This is a genomic window from Sphingobacterium kyonggiense (genome assembly GCF_039536825.1).
Taxonomy (GTDB): domain Bacteria; phylum Bacteroidota; class Bacteroidia; order Sphingobacteriales; family Sphingobacteriaceae; genus Sphingobacterium; species Sphingobacterium kyonggiense.
Genome location: NZ_BAAAZI010000011.1, coordinates 377,259 through 398,829, shown reverse-complemented (window position 1 = coordinate 398,829; position 21,571 = coordinate 377,259). Strand labels below are relative to the sequence as shown.

General features: G+C 38.0%; 18 protein-coding genes. 1 reads left to right on the top strand and 17 read right to left on the bottom strand.

What is annotated here, in order from left to right; genetic code table 11:
• Window positions 1-521: 521 nt before the first annotated feature.
• The 7 genes from ABD676_RS14750 to dcd all read right to left on the bottom strand — a co-directional run bounded on the left by ABD676_RS14750 (window position 522) and on the right by dcd (window position 8,751).
• Window positions 522-1,307: a tyrosine-protein phosphatase gene (locus ABD676_RS14750; protein WP_344675496.1), complete on the bottom strand. Its 786-nt coding sequence runs from the start codon at window positions 1,305-1,307 to the stop codon at window positions 522-524.
• Window positions 1,308-1,425: 118 nt separating this feature from the next.
• A complete protein-coding gene (locus ABD676_RS14745; RefSeq protein ID WP_344675495.1) occupies window positions 1,426-2,415 on the bottom strand; it encodes a mannose-1-phosphate guanylyltransferase in 990 nt (329 codons plus the stop codon).
• A gap of 2 nt (window positions 2,416-2,417) precedes the next feature.
• Window positions 2,418-2,942 carry an exonuclease domain-containing protein gene (locus tag ABD676_RS14740; RefSeq protein WP_344675494.1) on the bottom strand — a complete coding sequence of 175 codons (525 nt, stop codon included), beginning with the start codon at window positions 2,940-2,942 and terminating at the stop codon, window positions 2,418-2,420.
• A 23-nt stretch (window positions 2,943-2,965) separates the two neighbouring features.
• A complete protein-coding gene (locus tag ABD676_RS14735; protein WP_344675493.1) occupies window positions 2,966-4,246 on the bottom strand; it encodes a replication-associated recombination protein A in 1,281 nt (426 codons plus the stop codon).
• A 331-nt stretch (window positions 4,247-4,577) separates the two neighbouring features.
• The gene (locus ABD676_RS14730; RefSeq protein ID WP_344675492.1) at window positions 4,578-6,692 is read right to left on the bottom strand and encodes a carboxy terminal-processing peptidase; all 2,115 of its coding nucleotides are present in this window, start codon (window positions 6,690-6,692) and stop codon (window positions 4,578-4,580) included.
• 221 nt (window positions 6,693-6,913) lie between these two features.
• Window positions 6,914-8,008 (bottom strand): tetratricopeptide repeat protein, encoded by a 1,095-nt coding sequence (locus ABD676_RS14725; RefSeq protein WP_344675491.1) that lies wholly within the window; start codon window positions 8,006-8,008, stop codon window positions 6,914-6,916.
• Between the two features lie 206 nt (window positions 8,009-8,214).
• Window positions 8,215-8,751 carry a dCTP deaminase gene (gene dcd / locus ABD676_RS14720; protein WP_344675490.1) on the bottom strand — a complete coding sequence of 179 codons (537 nt, stop codon included), beginning with the start codon at window positions 8,749-8,751 and terminating at the stop codon, window positions 8,215-8,217.
• Window positions 8,752-8,937: 186 nt separating this feature from the next.
• Between dcd and ABD676_RS14715 the strand changes: the two genes are divergently transcribed.
• Window positions 8,938-9,576 (top strand): 4'-phosphopantetheinyl transferase family protein, encoded by a 639-nt coding sequence (locus ABD676_RS14715; RefSeq protein WP_344675489.1) that lies wholly within the window; start codon window positions 8,938-8,940, stop codon window positions 9,574-9,576.
• Between the two features lie 8 nt (window positions 9,577-9,584).
• On the opposite strand, the gene ABD676_RS14710 is transcribed toward ABD676_RS14715, so the two are convergent.
• The 10 genes from ABD676_RS14710 to nuoH all read right to left on the bottom strand — a co-directional run bounded on the left by ABD676_RS14710 (window position 9,585) and on the right by nuoH (window position 21,562).
• Window positions 9,585-10,637 (bottom strand): AI-2E family transporter, encoded by a 1,053-nt coding sequence (locus ABD676_RS14710; RefSeq protein ID WP_344675488.1) that lies wholly within the window; start codon window positions 10,635-10,637, stop codon window positions 9,585-9,587.
• 181 nt (window positions 10,638-10,818) lie between these two features.
• Window positions 10,819-11,583, bottom strand: coding sequence for an enoyl-CoA hydratase/isomerase family protein (locus tag ABD676_RS14705; protein WP_344675487.1), 765 nt, complete (start codon window positions 11,581-11,583; stop codon window positions 10,819-10,821).
• Window positions 11,583-14,192: a DUF5686 family protein gene (locus tag ABD676_RS14700; protein WP_344675486.1), complete on the bottom strand. Its 2,610-nt coding sequence runs from the start codon at window positions 14,190-14,192 to the stop codon at window positions 11,583-11,585. The genes ABD676_RS14705 and ABD676_RS14700 overlap by 1 nt, the downstream gene beginning before the upstream one ends.
• 132 nt (window positions 14,193-14,324) lie before the next feature.
• Window positions 14,325-15,713: an NADH-quinone oxidoreductase subunit N gene (locus ABD676_RS14695; RefSeq protein WP_344675485.1), complete on the bottom strand. Its 1,389-nt coding sequence runs from the start codon at window positions 15,711-15,713 to the stop codon at window positions 14,325-14,327.
• Between the two features lie 20 nt (window positions 15,714-15,733).
• Window positions 15,734-17,182 carry a complex I subunit 4 family protein gene (locus tag ABD676_RS14690; RefSeq protein WP_344675484.1) on the bottom strand — a complete coding sequence of 483 codons (1,449 nt, stop codon included), beginning with the start codon at window positions 17,180-17,182 and terminating at the stop codon, window positions 15,734-15,736.
• Window positions 17,183-17,200: 18 nt separating this feature from the next.
• Window positions 17,201-19,123, bottom strand: a complete 1,923-nt coding sequence (gene nuoL, locus ABD676_RS14685) for an NADH-quinone oxidoreductase subunit L (RefSeq protein ID WP_344675483.1) — start codon at window positions 19,121-19,123, stop codon at window positions 17,201-17,203.
• Between the two features lie 26 nt (window positions 19,124-19,149).
• Window positions 19,150-19,479: an NADH-quinone oxidoreductase subunit NuoK gene (gene nuoK / locus ABD676_RS14680; protein ID WP_344675482.1), complete on the bottom strand. Its 330-nt coding sequence runs from the start codon at window positions 19,477-19,479 to the stop codon at window positions 19,150-19,152.
• Window positions 19,472-19,978 carry an NADH-quinone oxidoreductase subunit J family protein gene (locus ABD676_RS14675; protein WP_344675480.1) on the bottom strand — a complete coding sequence of 169 codons (507 nt, stop codon included), beginning with the start codon at window positions 19,976-19,978 and terminating at the stop codon, window positions 19,472-19,474. Before ABD676_RS14675 ends, nuoK begins: the two co-directional genes overlap by 8 nt.
• Entirely contained in the window at window positions 19,975-20,511 is a 537-nt protein-coding gene (locus ABD676_RS14670; RefSeq protein ID WP_344675479.1) for a NuoI/complex I 23 kDa subunit family protein, read from the bottom strand. The genes ABD676_RS14675 and ABD676_RS14670 overlap by 4 nt, the downstream gene beginning before the upstream one ends.
• 13 nt (window positions 20,512-20,524) lie before the next feature.
• Window positions 20,525-21,562: an NADH-quinone oxidoreductase subunit NuoH gene (gene nuoH, locus ABD676_RS14665; RefSeq protein WP_344675478.1), complete on the bottom strand. Its 1,038-nt coding sequence runs from the start codon at window positions 21,560-21,562 to the stop codon at window positions 20,525-20,527.
• Window positions 21,563-21,571 lie beyond the last annotated feature (9 nt).

The window sequence follows — 21,571 nt, the reverse complement described above, 5'->3', positions numbered from 1 at the left end:
AATTTTAGACATCAGATAGTAGACAACAGAAAACAGATTGGAGGATATACTTGATGGCGGGCGATGCATGCATCGCCCCTACAAACAATCGTGATTTTATTGTTTTTAACCCCATAATCGTAGGGTCGAAGCATGCTTCGACCGCTTAAATAAAAAAACAACCTCCAATAGGTCTTTATACTCCATACTATTTTTAGAGGCGGGCAGACATTCCGCTGCGCTAAGTACTGCCCCTACGCGTGGGTGCTACATAACGGCCAGGAAACTATCTAGATAGCACGTTTGGTAGGGGCGGTACTGAGAGAGTTCGAGGGAAGGGGATTTATGCCCCGACGAGAACGAACGGAATGTCCGCCCGTTTAATTTAATTTTAGACATCAGATAGTAGACAACAGAAAACAGATTGGAGGATATACTTGATGGCGGGCGATGCTATATACAGTTAAGACAACAGAAAACAGACTTTACAGGTTCTATTGTCTATTGTCTATCGTCTGTTGTCTATCGTCTAAACTCTATTCTCACGCTATTTTTTTTTCCATTTCCTGGAATAGGGAAGCGTTACGGATTGTACAGTCTTTCAGAAGGTCTTGGATATTGTATTTTCGGACAACACTTTTGAGTGCTTCAAGGTGTCGTGTATGGTGCATATCTGTACCGACAAAGTCGTACATTCCGGAACGGATAAGTGTCAATGCAGCGGTTTTTACATGCTCGCCATAGTATTTACTGATGGACAGTAGATTTAATTGCAGCATACAGCCGGCATTCTTGATTTCTTCGAAGATTTTGAAGCTATTGTGGTAATAGTTATAGCGTTCTGGATGTGCTAAAATAGGTTGGTAGCCTTTATCCTGAATATCCTTTATCATGGTGAAAAGGGCTTTGGATTCGGATAAATAAGACATTTCAATCAGCATGTACTTGTCAGCAATTAAACATAGATTGTTTGCTTGTACCCAAGAGTCCAGTTGATCGTCAATCATATATTCCGCACTATATTGTACGTTGAATTCAATTCCTTTATCTTTTAATCCTTCTACTAAGATTTTATGGGCATTACTGATGGTTTCGGGTGTATTGTTGTGAACACCTGCCATGACGTGCGGTGTACAGACCGCATGGTTAATACCTAATTCTTGTAGACCTTGGATTAATTCGATGGATTGTTCTAGGTTTTGACTGCCATCATCAATTCCAGGTAAGAGGTGGTTGTGCATATCCCAACCAATCCAAGCCAAGTTTTGATGATGTGAATTTCTGTTTACTGTTTCTTTTTTACCAAATAAATTTGACCAAAATCCCATAGCGTTTGTTTTTAATAGTGTTTGGTTTTCAGGCTAACCTGTATCAAAAATAGCACAGTATTAATACTTTCTTAATACTAGTTTAACGAACACGAAACAAACAACGCTACAGCGGTGATTAAATTAAATTGGAATTCTCCTTTTCTAACTGTTCGTAAACCTGTTTTACGTCTTGCGATCGGCTTCTTTCGAGGACTAATACAGCATCATCCGTATTGATCAACATACAATTGCTTAGACCGACGAAAACAGTATGCTTATTCGATCCTACAACAATATTGCCATTTTCATCTTCCTGGTATCCCTTTTCCTTAAAATAGGTATACAAAGAGTCAAAAGCCCCCATATCGGACCAGTTAAAGTGTGCTGGAACGACTTTAATCAAATCACTTCTTTCCAATACAGCATAGTCAATACTCTTGGAAGGAATCTGCATGGAGTGTTCTTCATCGAGAATTAAATCCTCGGCATATTCAAAGGCCACTTCGGAGGTAGCATATAATTTTGGTTCAAAGCGCATCAATTCTTCCAAATAAACCCCAGCCTTAAAACAGAAGATACCCGAATTCCAAAGGAAATTACCTTTCTTGAGGAAATCACGCGCGGTTTCTTCATTGGGTTTTTCGCGGAAAGAAAGTACAGTATTACCTTGTTGCTCGATATAACCATATCCTGTTTCAGGACGTGTAGGAATAATCCCAAAAGTGGCTATGAAACCCTCTTGCGCAAATACAATACCTTGGTTGATGGCTTCGGCATAAGCTTCCTGATTTTCAATCAGGTGATCGGAAGGAGTGACAATAAGAATATCATCTGGATCAGCATGGAAAGCGGCGAAAGCAATTGCTGCGGCCGTATTACGAGGTGCAGCTTCGGCAATGATATCATGCTCTACAGCCTTTAGAAATGGTTCTGCGAGATCCTTATTCTGAACGGATCCTACCAAGATGACCTTGGAGGCCAGTTCTTGATTGCGTTCAACGGTTAATTCAAATAGTGTTTTCCCTTCAAATACAGGTAGGTATTGCTTAGGTCTGGCTTTTCTGGATAGAGGCCATAGTCTGGAACCCACGCCACCTGATAAAATAACATTGATAATCTTACTCATAATTACCCTAATTTTTTGATATGAATAGCTTCGTTCCTTTTTAGGAACAGTTCTGCAGTCGCACGAGCATCAGAGAGTGCATCATGATGTTGTAATGGAACAGCCATTAGTTCACAGCAGATGCTAAGCTTCGTACGTTCAAAGCCTAATGCTCGGTAAATTTTACTGGTACAATCCCAAGTATCTGCCAATTGAAGTTCCGTATAGGGCAATTGATAGAATGACATGGTCTCTTTCAAGACCGATCGATCAAGGAGTTCATCATGTGCCACCATATGTTGGCCTTGGATAAGATCTTTGATAATGGGGTATATTTCCAGAAATGAAGGGGCTTGTACGGTATGTTTAGGTTTGATACCATGCACCCGAGAGGTTTGCCACATGTATTTGTTTTCAGGCGGTTGTACCAGACTATAAAACTCATTGCTGATTTTACCGTCCTGCACATTCACGATCCCTACAGCACATACACTGTTATATTTGGCCGTAGCCAATTCAAAATCTATCGTTGTAAATGTTTCTAGCATGTAACGCAAATGTACTTAAAATTCTAATAGCCATATTTACCTTTCCACTTCTCGCGCAAAGATTGTCGTAATTTTTCCTCAGCACTGTTATTTCCTGGATCATATAAAGTTAGTCCACTGAGTTCGTCCGGCATATACTCCTGTTGAACAAAGTTGCCCGGAAAAGCATGTGCATACTGATAATCTGTTCCGTAATCCAGTTCTTTCATCAATTTTGTTGGGGCATTACGTAAATGTATTGGCACAGAAAGGTTCCCTGACTTTTTCACGATAGCTTGCGCTTTATTGATGGCCTCGTAGGCTGCATTGCTTTTTGCCGAGCTAGCCAAATAGGTCACACATTGCGATAAGATTATCCTTGATTCCGGCCAACCAATAACATTGACAGCTTGAAAACAATTATTTGCCAACAGTAGGGCATTCGGATTGGCATTGCCAATATCCTCCGATGCTAAGATCAATAAACGACGGGCAATAAATTTAGGATCTTCCCCCCCTTCAATCATCCTTGCCAACCAATATACGGCAGCGTTGGGGTCTGATCCACGGATAGATTTGATAAAAGCGGAAATAATATCGTAATGCTGATCTCCTGTTTTATCATATCGGATTCTATTTTGTTGCACATGTTGGGCGACAAAAGCATTGGTAATCGCTTGCTGTTGGTGGAAGGCCGCCTGACTAACAAGCTCCAATATATTGAGTAATTTACGGGCATCACCAGAGGATAGCTGCAATAAGGCTTCGTATTCCTCTATCTTTATCTTTTCTTCCTTGAGGTAAACATCGTTCGCTAAAGTATGATCTAAAATAGCAATTAGCTCGTCTTTTGACAGTTCATTTAGTACATATACTTGGCAACGGGATAATAAAGCAGAGATCACCTCAAAAGAAGGGTTTTCCGTAGTAGCACCTATTAGGGTAACTGTTCCACGTTCCACTGCACCTAATAGTGAATCTTGCTGTGACTTGGAGAAACGATGAATCTCATCAATGAACAAAATAGGCTGCTCTTGATTAAACTGACGCATTTGTTCGGCCTTATCAATAACCTCCCTCACGTCTTTAACCCCAGACTGAATAGCGCTAAGGCTGTAGAACGGACGATCTAAGGCTTTGGCGACCAAGAGTGCCAAAGTCGTCTTACCCACGCCTGGAGGGCCCCAAAAGATCATTGACGGGATGGATTGTTGCTGAATTGCATTCCAAAGTACAGCGCCCTCTCCAATGATATGTTGTTGTCCTACATAGTCTTGAAGTGTCTGCGGCCGCATTCGTTCAGCCAAAGGTACACGTGTTGCCATAACTAACAAATTTAGCAAAATTGATTGGAGATACGAGCGTTGTGTAGGGAAATATTTAAATGAGATAACAGATTTTAGACTACAGATGAAAGACTTTGAAATTGGCGGGCGATGCATGCATCGCCCCTACAGACATTCGTGATTTTATTAATTCCAACCGCAATAACCGTAGGGTCGAAGCATGCTTCGACCGTTATAACGCTCCATAAAATCTAACCCGCCAATAGGTCTAACTACTAAATACTGACTACTATATACTGCCCGCAGGGCGCAGCGGTCTTAACCAACTAAAAACGGGACGATAATCGTCCCGTTTTTAGTTTATATGAATTTACTTCTTAAGCTTGATATAATCTATCATGACATTGGCACTTTCGTCAAGGACGAAGTCGTACTCTAACTTTGGTTGAGGTTGTCCTTCTTTCCAAAGTGGTTTACCTAAGAATGCCAATTGTTTATTAATGCGATCACGGTTTTTAAGACGGATTTTTTCGCGTTCTGCTTTCAGCTTGGTTTCATTTAAGCTAATAGCCGGCATCTCTTCGTCCTTATTAAATTCCTCGATATCCTCCATTAAATAAGAATAAGCTGGTGATTTCACCATTCTTGTTTTATGAATTTCATTCAACTTGTTGTTGATGTCCTTCAAATCGGCAATCTTCTGGAAGTTTGTCGATTTAATTTGATCCCAAGGTAAAGCGGCTTTTTCTGAGCTTTCCCCAAATTTCTCTGCTGTGTATTGCGTTGGGAAAGTCAAATCTGGGGTTACACCTTTGTGTTGTGTACTGCTACCGTTGATACGGTAGAACTTACCCATAGTCAAGTTAATCTGTCCAAACTGAGGTGCTCCATTAGGGGTATCAGGATCAGAAGTTCCTGAAGCCTTAATTAGCAAGCGTTGTGTTTGGCTGATAAATCTAGACATATCCATCGCACTTTGGACTGTTCCTTTACCATAACTGGTGGATCCTAAGATAACACCACGGCCATAGTCTTGGATAGCTCCAGCAAAAATTTCCGATGCAGATGCGGAGAAACGATTGATGATAACCCCAAAAGGACCTTCCCATGCCAATCCTGCTTCTTGATCTTTCTCTATCTGAACATTATTACGGGTATCACGAACTTGAACCACTGGGCCTTTATCAATAAATAAACCTGTTAATTCTACTGCTTCTTGAAGTGAACCACCGCCATTATTACGTAAATCCATCAATACCGCATCAACACCTTCTTGTTTCAGCGTATCTAACAATAAACGAACATCTCGAGTCGTACTTTTATAGTCACGATCTCCACGTCTTACCGCTTCGAAGTCGATATAGAATTTTGGTAAGTTGATAATACCGATTTTGAAATCTTTACCATCTGGACCTTTAATTGTTTTGATTTCACGTTTTGCAGACTCTTCCGCAAGAATAATCTTTTCACGAGTCAAAGTTACAATACGTGGAGTTGCAGATGCGGAGGCTCCAGCAGGTAATATTTTCAAACGAACAACTGTACCCTTTTTACCTTTAATTTTAGCAACAGCAGCGTCAATACGCCATCCAACGATATCTTCAAATTCACCATTTCCTTGAGCTACAGCGACAATACGGTCGTTAATCTGCAAGCTTTTATCCTTGTATGCAGGTCCGCCTGGGATAATCATCTTAATGGTTACCATTTCATTCTCCATTTGTAATTGCGCACCTATACCTTCTAAGGTATTGGACATGCTCTCATTAAAGCTTTGCGATAATGAAGGGTTGAAATAGTTGGTATGTGGGTCAATAGCATCCGTAAATGCTGTCATGACAGTTTGAAACGCATCGTTGGAATTGGTTTTCTTAACCTGAGAAATCAAGTTATTATAACGACTTTTTAGTGTCTCTTTATTTTTGGCTTCATCCACTTTTACGGAATCACTACCTGCCAATTTCAAGTTCAACAAGTCATATTTTACACGCTTACGCATTTGATCTTTCAATTGCGCATCCGTAGTAAACCATTTTTCCTTTTCGCGGAAACTGTTGTACGTTTCATCTTTCGTAAAGTCATGCTTCGCATCCAATTCTGCTAGGGCATAATTCATCGCCTGTAAAAAGCGATCAACATATTTACTGTAAATAAAGAAAGAACTGGTCAAATCTCCTTTACGGAAATCTTGGCTCATATTATTTCTATATTGTTGGAATCCATCAATATCCGATTGGAGCATGTAATTTTTTCCTGGATCAATCATCTTGATTAGGTTATCAAATACAATATTGGAGATCGAGTCGTTCATAGGCACGCGCTTGTAGGACTGATATTCCAATAATTCAGCTACTGTTTTCGCTATGATTTCGTGCTGCGTGGTAGGTTTCAATACCATCCCTTCTTGATCTAGATCCACACGTGGTTTAGCGCCACAAGCTACCACGGAAACTAACGCAAGACAAAAAATGAGATTTTTAAACATATATTCTGTAAACTTTAAATAGTACAATTTATTTGGTTGATGTGGTCTTTTAATTGTGTGACTGAACATTAACCGTTAAAATTAATTAAAATTAACAATAAGCAATGAAGTGCAAACGTAAAATATTCATGGGAATTACCAATTTTGATGCTTTTTAATGTTTTTTAACAAGCCAAGACTCGATAAAGAATCAAAAGTGGGGCCATAAAGATTATTTTAGTTTAGGTTCCATGTGGAAAAACCTCTTGTCGCAGTTGCCAATATTGTTGAAGTGCGGTTTCAGCTTCCTTAAAATCACCCATTAAGAGATAAATATCACCCAGTTTATCATTTATTGCTAAAGAAAGTACTTTATTATTTTCACCATCGGCTAAAGCAAGTGCATTTTCCAATTCTGCTTTTGCAACTCGGTAATTTTGCTGTACATATTTGGAATAGCCTAACATATATTCGATTTCTGGAAGGTCATTTTCGATATTCTTTGCCCGAGCTAGATCTCTAGCTTGAATTAAGAACCATTGTGCTTCTGTATGCTTATTTTGCATTTGATAAATACGGGCTAGCTTAATCCACGCCTGTACTTTTCCATCGTATGCCTTTGCCTTATTAAACAATGGGATGGCACGACGAATAATGGTGTTTTCAGCAGCACGGTAATTTTTGTTATGTGCTTCAGTCATCGCTATCGCCAATAAAGCGATTCCTTGGTCTGCTTGATTTTTCCCAGCAAGTACACGTTTTAGATAATTCTCTTGCAAAGCAATCGCGTCTGCATTTTTACCAGCGTAGAGGTAGGCATTGGCTAAATTGTACTCCATAATTGCCTTTTCATCTTGCAGATCACTTGCCTGAAGCATATTGATTCCACGGATTAAAATAGCAATCCCTTTATTAAGGTCTCCAATTTGAATAGCTTGCAAAGCATATTCATTGGCTAAGCCAGCTGCTAATACCTTGTTATTATTTATTTCGAGCTTCTGAATCAATGTATTCCAGTCTTGCTCAGATGATGGAAAAGGATTGAAATTCTGCCTTAAATAACCCACATTAGCACTGTGCTTAAAGTCACTCAATAAGTACTGATAATCCAATTGACGGGCGATTGAATCAAAAAAGCCTTTCTTTTCCTTGTAAGAATCCGTTAGCTCCTCCTCCTTTGTTCGAGGCGCTGGTAATACATATACTTTTGGACCTATTCCTTGAAATTCGGGGTTATACTTTGTAACATATCCAGCAGGATCCAACTCCATCTTTCCCTCTTGTGCCTGTACAACTCCTATTGAAAATATAGAGCCTAAGGCTAATAAAACGCGCATTTTGTTCAACATCAACTCTTTTCGTTTAAATCAAATATATGAAATACTATTAAGTAAATCATTGTTCTGAAATAGCGGAACAAGAAAACCCAATAGTTGTTTAACTAAAATAAATATTTCTGTCGTATTATCTTTATCCTGTAAAACAAGAAAGTCGATACTACTATCGACTTCAATTTTTTATATCATATTCATTTTGTAGAAAACTAAAATGGGTTTTTCCACATCATACTTTCCACCGGTCTAATGGTCTTGCTATTGTATTTGGCATTTCCTTTAGAATTATAGAACGTTTCAATTTCCCCTTCCACCACAAAATAAATCAACTGTCCAATTGGCATTCCAGCATACACCCTTACAGGTTGAGCAACTGAAATTTCTAATGTCCAAGTATTACAAAAGCCTACATCGCCTTTACCAGCTGTAGCGTGGATATCAATTCCTAAGCGTCCGGTACTTGATTTACCTTCAAGGAAAGGTACATGTCCATGCGTTTCGGTATATTCTAAGGTTACTCCTAAGTATAAAGTCCCAGGCATCAGGACAAAACCTTCAGCAGGAATTTCAAAATGCTCAATTTCATTGTGTTTCTTGGCATCTAATACATCATCCTTATAAGTGGCAAGGTATTTTCCTAAATGTACATCATAGGAGTTGGTTCCTAAGCATTTTCTATCGAAGGGTTCAATGACAATTGTACCATTGTCGATTTCCTCTAAAATTCTTTTATCTGATAAGATCATAGTTTGAGCTAAATAGCTGCGGCAAAGCAGGATTCAAAAATACATTATTCAAGGATAGCACGCAAATTAAAGGTTCGTAGACTATTAAATGTTTTTCCATAAAACTTTATGCGGGGGAATGGGTTAATATTGCATTTAGACGATGAATTATAAGCATCAATAACAATCTAAGCCTTATATTTGATTATGGCATTAGCATATTTGAAAGAATTGGATGCAAACAGCCGGATTGCATTATGGAAAATTGAAGAATCGGCGGAACAGTTGGTAAGCTACTTACAGTTAGATGATGCTGAAAAAGCCAAACTGGAGAGCTTAGCAAAAGGAAAAAGGACTTTACACTGGCTTGCAACCCGTGTCTTGTTGCGTTATTTATTACAGACTCCAGAATATATCAATTGTCCTTCTGATCCAAATGGCAAACCCTATCTTCCTGACTTCCCTTATGAAATATCACTTACGCACTCTTATGATTATGCAGGAGTCATGCTATGCTCTTCAGGTGTTTGTGGAATTGATTTAGAAATTGTCAAGGAAAAGGTATTACGAATTCAACACAAATTCTTAAAACCAGAAGAGTTAGCTTTTATTGACCCTGCGCATCAAGTAAATCAACTTTATGCTTGTTGGTGTGCTAAGGAAGCCGTCTATAAATTGCAAGGCAATCGTGGAGTATCCTTTTTAGAAGATATGCTTATTGAGCCTTTTCAATATTCCGCACAAGGAGTAATGAATGTATTATTGAACAAATCTGGTAAACAAGAACGGTTTCAAGTGTATTACGAACGTTTTAACGAGTACATGTTGGGATATGTCAATGTCTAATGCCTATTTTACTCGTCCAATTGATCTTGTAATCGATCTTTCTTAAGTGCCAATCGTTTATTCGCTTTGTAAATTCGAACAGCGATTAGAAAATACGCCAGCAATAAAGGTCCATAGACCAAGCCTATCAATCCAAATATGGGCAGACCGATAATTACTCCAACTACCGTAATAATAGGATGGATATCCCCGACCTTTTTAGCAATGACAAGCCGAAGGACATTATCAATGTTAATAACAAGACCAAATCCCCAAATTAATAAACCGACACCTTGCCACGTTGCCCCTTCTGTGAGCAGTACCAAAGCGGCAGGAACAAATATTAATGGAGGTCCAAGTAAGGGAATGAAGGAAAGAATAGCACAAATAACTCCCCAGAATAAAGGATCCTTCGCACCAAAGATCATAAAGCCTATAGCCAAGCAACCACCTTGTATAATAGCAATGATCGTTTGTCCAATAATATTGGAATAGGTTATGTTTTTCAACTCTTCAGCAAACACGGTGGCATTCTCATCATCAAAAGGTAAATAATGTACTAGACTGCCTTCAAATCCTTTGTAATTCACAAATAAGAAGTAAAGTAAGAAGTACATCACAGTAATTTCTAAAAATGCATTCGCTGCGCCGCTTAAGGTAGAGGTTAATAAACCGGCCAAGTAGGTAGAACTCGCCTCCAGTTGTTTTTCAATTAAGTCTGGTTGGCCTAATTTATCACCGACAAAGGTATCTATGGCATCCATGATACGCTTTATCCATTGCGGATTCGCTTGCAACTCAATCGCCTTATCGACAAGCATCTTTCCAATACCAACAAAGGGTAGCACAATGATAAATATGGAAATGATAATAATAACGACAGAGGAAAGTGGTTTTGGCCAATTCCATTTTTCAATAAAGAATATATTGAGATTACGGAACAAGGTATACATGACCATGGTTCCAAGAAAGGCACCAAAAATACCTGAAGTGGCATAGAGGATAATTCCTCCAAGCACAATTATTATCAAAAGAATGATAACATTCCGTTCTTTCTGTGAAAACACATCGTTATTGCTCATAAGAGGTTTACTAGTGATTGGCAATAATTACTGAATGATAAGACAACATAAAGAAGCTTTTGTTTTATCTCAATAAAAAATTATCATAAAAATTGATGTATAATCTAGATTATCAGACTTATTAAATAAAAAAACAGGCATTGGTTTAGTCCAATGCCTGTTCCTTAAAATATTTAGAATCTTAAAAATTAGGTTTTCGTTTTTCTAGAAATGCACTTACACCTTCCAGGAAGTCAGGCTCACCAAAGCATTGACCAAATGCTTTGATCTCTGCTTCAAATCCTCGAGAATCATTTGTGGCATTGACAGCTTGAATAGCTGCTGCCAGAGCAGTTTTTGATCGGCTATACATTTTTTGCAGAATTTCCTGGGCTTTGGCTATTAAAGCATCTTGCTCTACTACATGGTTAACAAGTCCCCATTGCAATGCATCTTGCGCCGTTATCATATCGCCAGTTAGGAGCATTTCCAATGCTTTCCCTCTGCCCACCAATTGAGCTAGACGCTGTGTGCCACCATATCCTGGAATTAGTCCTAAGGATACTTCAGGCAGGCCCATTTTAGCATTTGTTGAGGCTATACGAAGATGGCAGCCTAGCGCCAATTCTAATCCACCACCTAGAGCAAAACCGTTAATAGCTGCTATGGTTGGTTTTTGAAAGCTTGCTAAGGTATCCATAAGCTCATGCCCGAACCTGGACAATTCACTAGCTTCTGCTTTTGATTTATCCATAAATTCTTGAATATCTGCACCAGCAACAAAAGCCTTCTCCCCTGCACCCGTGAGTAAAACTCCCCATGCCTCTTCATTTGCGGATATTTCAGCCAAAGCATCCTTTAATTCTCCAATAGTTTCCTTATTTAGAGCATTGAGCTTGGCTTCCCTATTGATCGTCAAAATAGCAGTACGATCAACGATCTGTAAAGTAATGTTTTGATAACTCATTAGAAATTGATATTTATGCTTATACGGAATCTGTCTTGATTTACATTAGGTAAGCCGGCATACGTCAAGCGCTTGACATATTCCACCTTCAGGACATTCAAAATATTATCTATCCCTACTGAACCTTCCCAATAAGGGGCTTGACCTAAAACATGGGTCAATATCTGACCATCTGCATCCGTATCAAACTGAACAACCTTATCACTGAGGTAGGGATTGTTACGATCGGATAATTTACCATAGAACATGTTTGCTCCCCATACCTCACGAAGATTGAGTTTCTTAATCAACGGTATCTTATTGAATAGAAATCCTTGCATTTGGTGGTAGAATCCGAATTTAATATACTGATCTGCTACAAACTCCATTGGATTCATTAAATCAAAATCAATCTTATGGCGATCGTCCTTTTGACGTAGATTTGGAAGTTCCAGTAAAGGATATGGAAGTGTTCCCCAAATCTTGCCAGCGGATAGACGGACGTCTGCAAAGCCTAATTGATTTAAAAATAATCGTTTTGAAGCCGCAGCATTCAATTTCTGATACGGATAAGTACTGTTCCAGAAACCACTTAAACTTTGCGTATAAACCACATTGAATACAGGGTATTTCTCAATAATGGTTTTACGAGTTAGGTTTCTGTGATAAAACTTTTCAAATGGTGCCCAACGAAGGTCCATATGAACTTCATTAGTCGCTATTTTTCGCAGTAAATGATCAGGATTTCCTGAACTGATCAATTGTAGATCACCTACAGTATTGCGATCCATATGGGTAAATCCAGTAGTCAAACTGATGTGATTACCAAATTCAATGACATGCTGCAATTGATAGCCTTGGGTAGAGAACCACTTGGTTGGTCTATTTTTGCGTATTGATCTAAAGAAACTGTCGCCTTTCAGATAGGAGATCTGCATCCCTGGTTCTAAAATATCCTGCTGCACAGTTGCTTCTACATAATGTGCAGGAAAGTTGACTACCGAATTGCCATTTAAAGTAACTGCGGATTTCAGGAAATATTTCAACTCTTTATCCTGGTCTCCATATGCTAAATATCCTTCAAAAAAAGCTTTATCGGTTAATGCTTGGGTGGTTCGACCACCAATACGAAAGCGATTCCCCTCAATATTGTTTCGACTGTATAAGTATTCCAATGGACCGAATTCAAACTTGCCAAGCGTATAATAACCCTGGGCAACTAAATAGCCAAGGGCAAGCATAGATTTAAAACTTGTCTTGTTATTTAAAGTTTCAATATTCTGGTAGGTTTTACTTTCTGTACTGTTTAATGCCAATGGTCGGGTCGGAGCAGTATCGCTGGCATTTGCCAGGTATTCAATAGGTGCACCATTGAACACACCTTTTGGAAAAGTCGCATTCAATTGATACTTCCCATTTATACTCAATCGATCACCAAACAGTGATTCGCCCGAACCTACACCTAAAGTAATAAACGTACGAGTCGTATCAGATAACATCACTCCTGTACTATCCTTTCGATAATGGAAGTTCAATTCAGCATCCTTAATCCAATTTAAGTTCGCTCTTTTGAGAACTTTTAGATTTGCCTGTTTCACAGCATAACTACCATCCATGCTCACTTGTAGACTACCCTTGAACAACAAATCAGTCTCGTTCCGAGGTTCAAAATCTAATTTAATAAAATACCCTTCATCATTAAATATGGTGTCCACAATATAATAGCGATAAAAGAGCTTCCCATTATCCGCAATTGGACTTAAGAATTGTTTATTCAAAAGATAAATACTCTCATCATACACATCAACCTGCTGGAACATGTAATTCATGAATTGCTGAATATTGGGGTTATTGACGTAACGTTGGTCAAATTCGGTTTTCTTTTGACTATAAATCTCCTTCTTAAATTTGGAAGGATTCTTTTTGCCATAAACCCGAGCATTACTTTCTTCTTGATATAATGCCAATAGTTTCTTTCCAGGTTGACTTAGGGAATCTATATTTTGGAATAGGAAGTTTAAATCCAATAAGCCCTTTTTAAAACCAACTTTTGGATCTACAAAACCAAATTTGAGTTTGTCGTATTGTTCAAACTGTAGGCTATCCTTTCCAGTAAGTCGATTTTGATTTTTATGTCGAATGACGAGGTCAATTAATTCAACCGCCTTATTGTTCTTATTGCTATACTTTCCTTTCCGTGTAATGGTAATTGCTTCAATGGTATTGGAATCTTCTTGAAGTTCGATTACCCATGCTGAAGAATCTTTTGGTGGATGTACAGTAATGGTTTTATACCCCATCGCAGCAATGCGTATAGAAATATTGGTTCCCGATTTCCGCAATCGAAAAACACCTAAGCTATCTGTGGAAGTTGCTTCTTTGCTCAGTGAGAGTCTAACGGTAGCTCCAGCAATGGCCTCCTTAGTCTCTGCATCAATTACCTTTCCAGTTAGTTGAGTTTGGGCATATAATTCACCTGCTGAAATGAGCAAGGCACTTATGGTAAAAATAAATATTAGATATCTCTGTACACTTCGCATAATATTAACTGGTGCTTTATAAAGATACAATTTGTTGGCAAAGTAAAAAGAGATTTTAGATTCTACTTCATATTTAATGAATCGATCCATCCATTTTACCAAAATAATAACGAGTTTAAAATGAAAATTATTCTTTAAAACGAAAAACGGGGAACATATGCTGCACCCCGTTTTTATAAAAATATTTTTTTTGATCAAAGATCAAAATATAAATGGCATTTCTTAAATCAATCCAACAATACAATTCGGATAAATACCGATCAAGATGGTTAGAATGACAGCCAATATCAATACAAATTTGAAATTTGCAGGGAAGCTTACTTCCGTATGCTCAGCTTCGCCCTTTTTCATAAGGTACATATGCACAACCACTCTGAGGTAATAAAATACACCAATAGCTGCATTGATTGCTGCTAATACCAATAATACTGTATGGTAATCATTCATCACATTACTGAACATCATGAATTTCCCAATGAATCCAGCAGTTAAAGGAATACCTGCCAGGGAAAGCATAGCCACTGTAACGGCAAATGCTAAACCTGGATTGGTTTTACCTAATCCATTGAAAGATTCAAATTGATCCGAGCCAACATTTCGTTTAACCAATATCAAAGATGCAAACGCAATAATCGATGCCAATCCGTAGGCTGCGGAGTAAGTCAAGATTCCTGCTGCAGAGTTTGGTCCAATGGAAAGAATTGCAAATAACATATATCCGGCATGAGAAACACTGGAATATGCCATCATGCGTTTAAAGCTTGTCTGCATTAATGCAGATATATTTCCTACAAATAGGGTAATGATGACAACAGTCAATAAGATCGGTGTCCAGAACTCATTTAAAGGAACTAATACGGTACTGAATAAACGAAGGAATCCTGCAAAGGATGCAATTTTCACTACCGTACTCATAAAGGTGGTGATCAATATTGGAGCTCCATCATAAACATCCGGTGTCCAAAAATGGAATGGTGCCACTCCAACTTTGAAACATAGTCCTACTAACAATAACAGAATACCAGCATAGAATAATGGAGACACAGTGGTCGGATTATCTAGGATATATAGTTTAATTGCACTCAGATCAAAAGAGCCAGTTGCACCGTATAAAAGGGTAATTCCAAATAAAAGGAAACCAGTCGAGAATGCCCCCATAATGAAGTATTTCAACGATGCTTCATTCGATATTTTGTCTGTACGACGGATACCTGTAAGGATATACATGGCAACCGACATAATTTCTATCCCGATGAAAAGCATGGCAAAATTATGGTAAGCATTTACCATCAATGCCCCAGTAAGGGAGAATAGAATCAAACAGTAATATTCGGCAACATTATCTGAAATAGCCTTGAAATATTCTTTAGAAAGGAATAAAATCAAGATGGTTAAGGAAATACAGAGGATTGAGAAGGATAAAGCAAAATGGTCAAAAAGTACCATTCCTTTATACAATGGTTCAGGATTTACATTCCAAGTATAGATTTCAAATCCCAAAGCAACTAGCAATCCTAGTACACTTACAGGTAATAACGCATTTTTAGCTTTATATAAGCCCAAATACAATACCAGTATTCCTAGAAGACAAAGTGTAATAATCGCACCCATAATATAATGTTAAACCTATTCTATTTAATTTGTTGTAATAATTGCGTCACTGAAGCTTCCGATAAATGTAGTAATCCATTTGGAAGAATACCGATCAACAATACGAATAATGAAATGATGATTAAGAGCAATAACTCAAATCCTTTTATATCTGAAATATTAGCGATGCTAGAAACAGATTGTCCTAACATGGTTTTTTGGTAGAAACGAAGCATATATACAGCACCAAAGATCAACGTTGTTCCACCGGCTATAGCATACCAAACTCCATAATCTGCTGTACTAAATATTCCTTTTAATAATAAAAACTCACCAATAAATCCATTTGTCAGAGGTAATCCAATAGCTCCCATCAAAATGATTAAGAATGTAATTGCTAAAGCAGGCATTTTTGCTGCTAAGCCCCCCAACTCTTTTAAACTTCTGGTACCAGTGCGTTGTTGAATAATATCAATAATGAAGAATAATCCCACTACAGAGATACCATGGTTTACCATTTGTATAATTGCACCTTGCAATCCTTCTTGAGAAAAGGAAAAGATTCCAGCACTAATAAGTCCAACGTGAGCAATAGAAGAATAGGCAATAAGTCTTTTGGCATCATCCATCTTGAATGCGATGATAGAACCATAGACTACTCCAATCAAACTCAGAATCATGGCCACAGTAGCATAGCTTTCTACAGCTTGCGGAACAAGTGGCAATAACCAACGTAAGAAGCCATACAATCCCATTTTAAGCATGATACCAGATAACAACATAGTACCTGCTGCTGGAGCATTAGTATAGGTATCTGGTTGCCAAGTATGGAATGGAAATAAAGGTACCTTAATAGCAAAAGCAGCAAAGAAAGCCCAGAATATCCAACGTTGCGAAGCATCATTTAAAGATAAACTGGTCAATGTTGACCACGAAAGATCTTTTGTTCCGGTTTGTTGATACAAATAAATAATTGCAATCAACATCAATAAACTTCCAAAGAAGGTATAAGCGAAGAATTTCAAATTGACACGGATGCGATCTCCTTCTCCCCAAAGTGCACAAATAAAATAAATTGGAATTAATGCTGCTTCCCATCCAACATAGAATGAAAAGGCATCTAAAGAAATAAAAACCAATACCAATCCTGCTTGCATAAAAGATATCAAAGCATAGAAATTGCCTTTTTGCTGATGGGCAAAGCTAGCTAGGATAATACAAGGAATGAGTCCATTTGTTAAAATAAGCATCGGTAAGCTGATACCATCAATTCCAACCTGGAAACGAATTCCTAGGCTCTCAATCCAGGAAAAGGATTGCGAGAATTGCATGCTTGCGTCCGGCACGAAATTACAAATAAACGGTATGGTAAGTCCTAACTGTAATAATGAAAGGACTAAGGCTGCCCACTTAGCAGAAGGCTTTTTTATAAATGCTAAAACAATAGCACTTATAACAGGCAATAACAGCAGTATAAAAAGGTTATCCATTGATTCCTAAATTCTGTTCTAGATCGTTAATAATCCGTAAAGCATGAAGGCAATTACACCAATTACCATCATAAAAATATAAAACCCAACATGGCCACTTTGTAACTGGCGGATTCCTTTTCCTGAGGAAAGAAAAAAGTCGCCAATTCCATTGATCAAGCCATCAATCCCTGAACGCTCCACAATTTGATGAAAGAATTTAGAAAGACCATTTAATGGCTTCACAATAATCGCATCGTAAATCTCATCCACATACATCTTATGGTAGGATAGTTTATATAAACCGCTTGGTTGAACGGCATCATCAGTTTGAGGAACCTCCTCCTTCTTGACATATTTTTGATATGCAATAAAGGCCATAATGATTGCTCCTACTGCAGATGCACCCATCAATAAATATTCTGTGCTATGAGCTAGTTCAAAAGGTTGTGCTATTTTATTTGTATCAGCAAACACTGGGCTCAAGAAATCTTTAAGCCAATGTCCACCATGTAAGGCTTCAGGAATATTTAATGCTCCACCAACTACAGCCAATACAGCCAAAATAATCAATGGTAAGGTCATTGCCCAAGGTGATTCATGTAAATGGTGCTTTTGTTCTTCTGTACCACGGAACTTTCCAAAGAAGGTTAGATACAATAAACGGAACATATAAAACGCAGTACATAACGCTCCTAAAAATCCAAGAACCCAAAAGATAGGGTTAGCAACAAAAGCATGTGCAAGAATCTCATCCTTAGAAAAGAATCCTGAGAATGGTGGAATCCCCGCAATAGCAATTGTTCCGATTAACATGGTAATATAAGTAGTTGGCATGTATTTCTTCAGACCTCCCATAGAACGCATATCTTGCTCATTGCTCATAGAATGTATTACTGATCCAGCTCCTAAGAATAACAATGCTTTAAAAAATGCATGTGTTAGTACGTGGAAAAATGCACCTGTAAAAGCACCTACGCCTAAACCAATAAACATATAGCCTAATTGAGAAACCGTGGAATACGCCAATACCTTTTTTATATCATTTTGTGTTATGGCAATAAATGCTGCAATTAAGGCCGTCGCTGTACCTACTATTGCAATCACTTCCATCGTTACTGGTGAAAGTGTAAACATAATATTGGAACGAGCGATCATATAAATCCCCGCAGTTACCATAGTTGCTGCGTGGATTAATGCGGATACAGGAGTTGGTCCGGCCATCGCATCAGGTAACCAAGTGAACAATGGAATCTGAGCCGATTTACCTGTTGCAGCTATAAATAACAACATGGTGATAACCAACAAAACAGAATCACCCATTGGCAATCCCGCTACTTGAGGTAAAACAACCGAATATTCTAAAGATCCGAAATTTGCAAGGATGAAGAACATGGCAATTAGAAATCCCAAATCACCAATACGGTTCATTACAAATGCTTTCTTAGCAGCTTTTGCATAGTTCGTGTTCTGGAACCAAAATCCAATTAATAGGTAAGAACATAGCCCTACTCCTTCCCAGCCAATGAACATAACCAGGTAATTTGACCCCAATACTAACAATAGCATGAAAAAGATAAAGAGATTCAAATAGGCAAAATATTTACCAAAACCATCATCTTTTGCCATATAGCAGGATGAATACAGGTGTATTAAGAATCCGACTCCAGTAATAATCAATAGCATAATGGAGCTTAGTGGATCTACTAAGAATCTTAAATTCAAGCTGAAACTCCCTACAGTAAACCAATTAAAGATTTCTTTTGAAAAAGTAGCAGATTCGCCGAGTTGTCGTGCATCATATACTTCTTTAAACAGCGCACAGCTAAGCAAAAAGGAAATTAGGATAACACCACAACCAATTATGGAGATCAATGGCTTAGGGAGTTGATTGCGCAACAATCCTAAGACGATGAATCCCAAAAGAGGAATTAAGGGGATGGTCCAAATTAATTCTATCATATTCTATTCAATCTAATATTCTAATACTACCATCTTAATTTACTCAGGGATTCGATATCTACCGATTTGGTATTTCGATACACCATAATAATAATGGCTAATCCTACAGCTACCTCTGCAGCTGCTAAAGCCATAATGAAAAAAACGAAAACCTGACCACTTGGATCTCCGCGATAAGCCGAGAATGCAGCTAATAATAGGTTCACAGAATTTAACATGAGCTCAATGGACATCATGATGATAATGACATTTCGGCGGATTAATACACCGATAACACCAATTACAAAGATAATGCTGCAGAAAATCAAATAATGATTTAGGGGAATCCCCTGCATATTTTGAAAAAGACTATCCATGTGTTTTTACTCGAGTTTCTTTTTTAGCTAATAATACGGCTCCAACCATCGCTGTTAATAAAAGGATGGAGGATATTTCAAATGGCAATAAGAAGTCACTGAATAATACCTTACCCAGGTTCTTGACCAATCCGATGTTTTCGTGAGGTTGTATCATGGCGTTATTCGCGTCGATAACTTTAAAAGCTCCTAAGAAGGTTGCTAAAAGACACATACCTGCAATAGCACCCATAATCTTCACTAAATTGGATTTCATTGGTTCTGTATCTTTATTCAGGTTCAACAACATGAGGACAAATAGGAATAAAACCATAATTGCACCCATGTAAACAATGAAATTTACCATTGCTAAAAACTGTGCATTCAACAGAATGTAATGAATCGTAAAAGTGAAAAAAGTTACAACTAAATATAACACACTATGCACAGGATTCTTCGTAAAGATGGTCATCAATGCGAAAAAGATGGATAGAAATGCTACTAAATAAAATGCGGTCATGGTACTAATTGTTTTGATGTTGGCTGAGACAATTTGGTGATATCAAACTTTGGTTCCAACAATTTGTCTTTCCCATAAATGAAATCTTTTCTTAGGTAATCTGCTGTAACATGCATTCCATCTAAATAAATGGCTTCCTTCGGACAAGCTTCCTCACATAATCCACAGAAAATACAACGAAGCATGTTGATTTCATACACCACAGCATATTTCTCTTCTCTGTACAGATTCTCTTCACCCTTCTTACGCTCTCCGGCTGTCATTGTAATTGCTTCTGCTGGGCATGATAAAGCACATAATCCACATGCCGTACAACGCTCTCTACCTAATTCATCACGTTTCAACGAATGTTGACCCCGGAAATTCTTAGAGTAAGGGCGAATCTCTTCTGGATATTTAATCGTAGGGATCTTTTTAAAGAAGTGCCTGATAGTAATCGAAAGCCCCTTCGCAATTGCTGGTAAATATATTCGCTCCCAAAAGCTCATAGGCTTCTGTTCGAGTACTTTTTTTCTATTTGATAACGACTGCATAATAATCTCCGGATTAAAAATAAGTATCCTTTAATATGGTAATAATTCCCGTTAATACAATATTGGCAATAGCCAATGGTATTAACATCTTCCAGCCTAGATTCATTAATTGATCGTATCTGAAGCGTGGAAGTGTCCAACGGATCCACATAAAGAAGAAAATAAAACCAAATATCTTAAGGAAAAATGCGATTACTCCTAAAATAGTAATCCAATTTTCCGATAAACCCAAATCATGCATGAATGGGAAATTGTAACCTCCGAAATACAATGCTGCCATCAATGACGATGAAACAAACATATTAATGTATTCCGAGAACATATATAAGCCCAACTTCATGGACGAATACTCGGTATGATAACCACCTACAAGTTCAGTTTCACATTCTGGTAAATCAAAGGGAACACGATTACACTCCGCAAAAGCACAGGTCATGAAAATAAGGAAGCCCAAAGGCTGAACCCAGATATTCCAATTCACGAAACCAGATTGGTCAGCAACAATTTCTCCAATTGATAAGGTCTCAGTAACCATTAATAAAGCAATAATGGATAAGCCCATGGCAATCTCGTAGCTGATACTTTGTGATGCAGCACGTATTGCTCCCATTAAAGAGAATTTGTTATTCGATGCCCATCCACCAAGCATAATTCCATAAACCCCTAATGCAATTACACCAAAAACATATAAGATTCCAATGTTTACATCGGCAACCTGCAATGAAATTGCTCGATCACCTATGGTTAAAGTCTGTCCCCAAGGAATTACTGCTGAACTAATACATGCGGTAATAATGGCTAGGGTAGGCCCTAGGATAAATAAAGCTTTGTGGGCTCCAGCAGGAATAATCTCCTCTTTAAAAAAGAATTTACCACCATCACATAGTGGCTGAAGAATTCCAAATAAACCCGCACGATCAGGTCCATGACGGTCCTGCATAAAACCTGCAATTTTACGCTCCGCCAAAGTAGAATACATGGCAATAACCAAGGTTACCACAAACACCACTACTACTAATATTAATTTTTCTAAAATAAAGGCTGTATCCATTCCCCTATG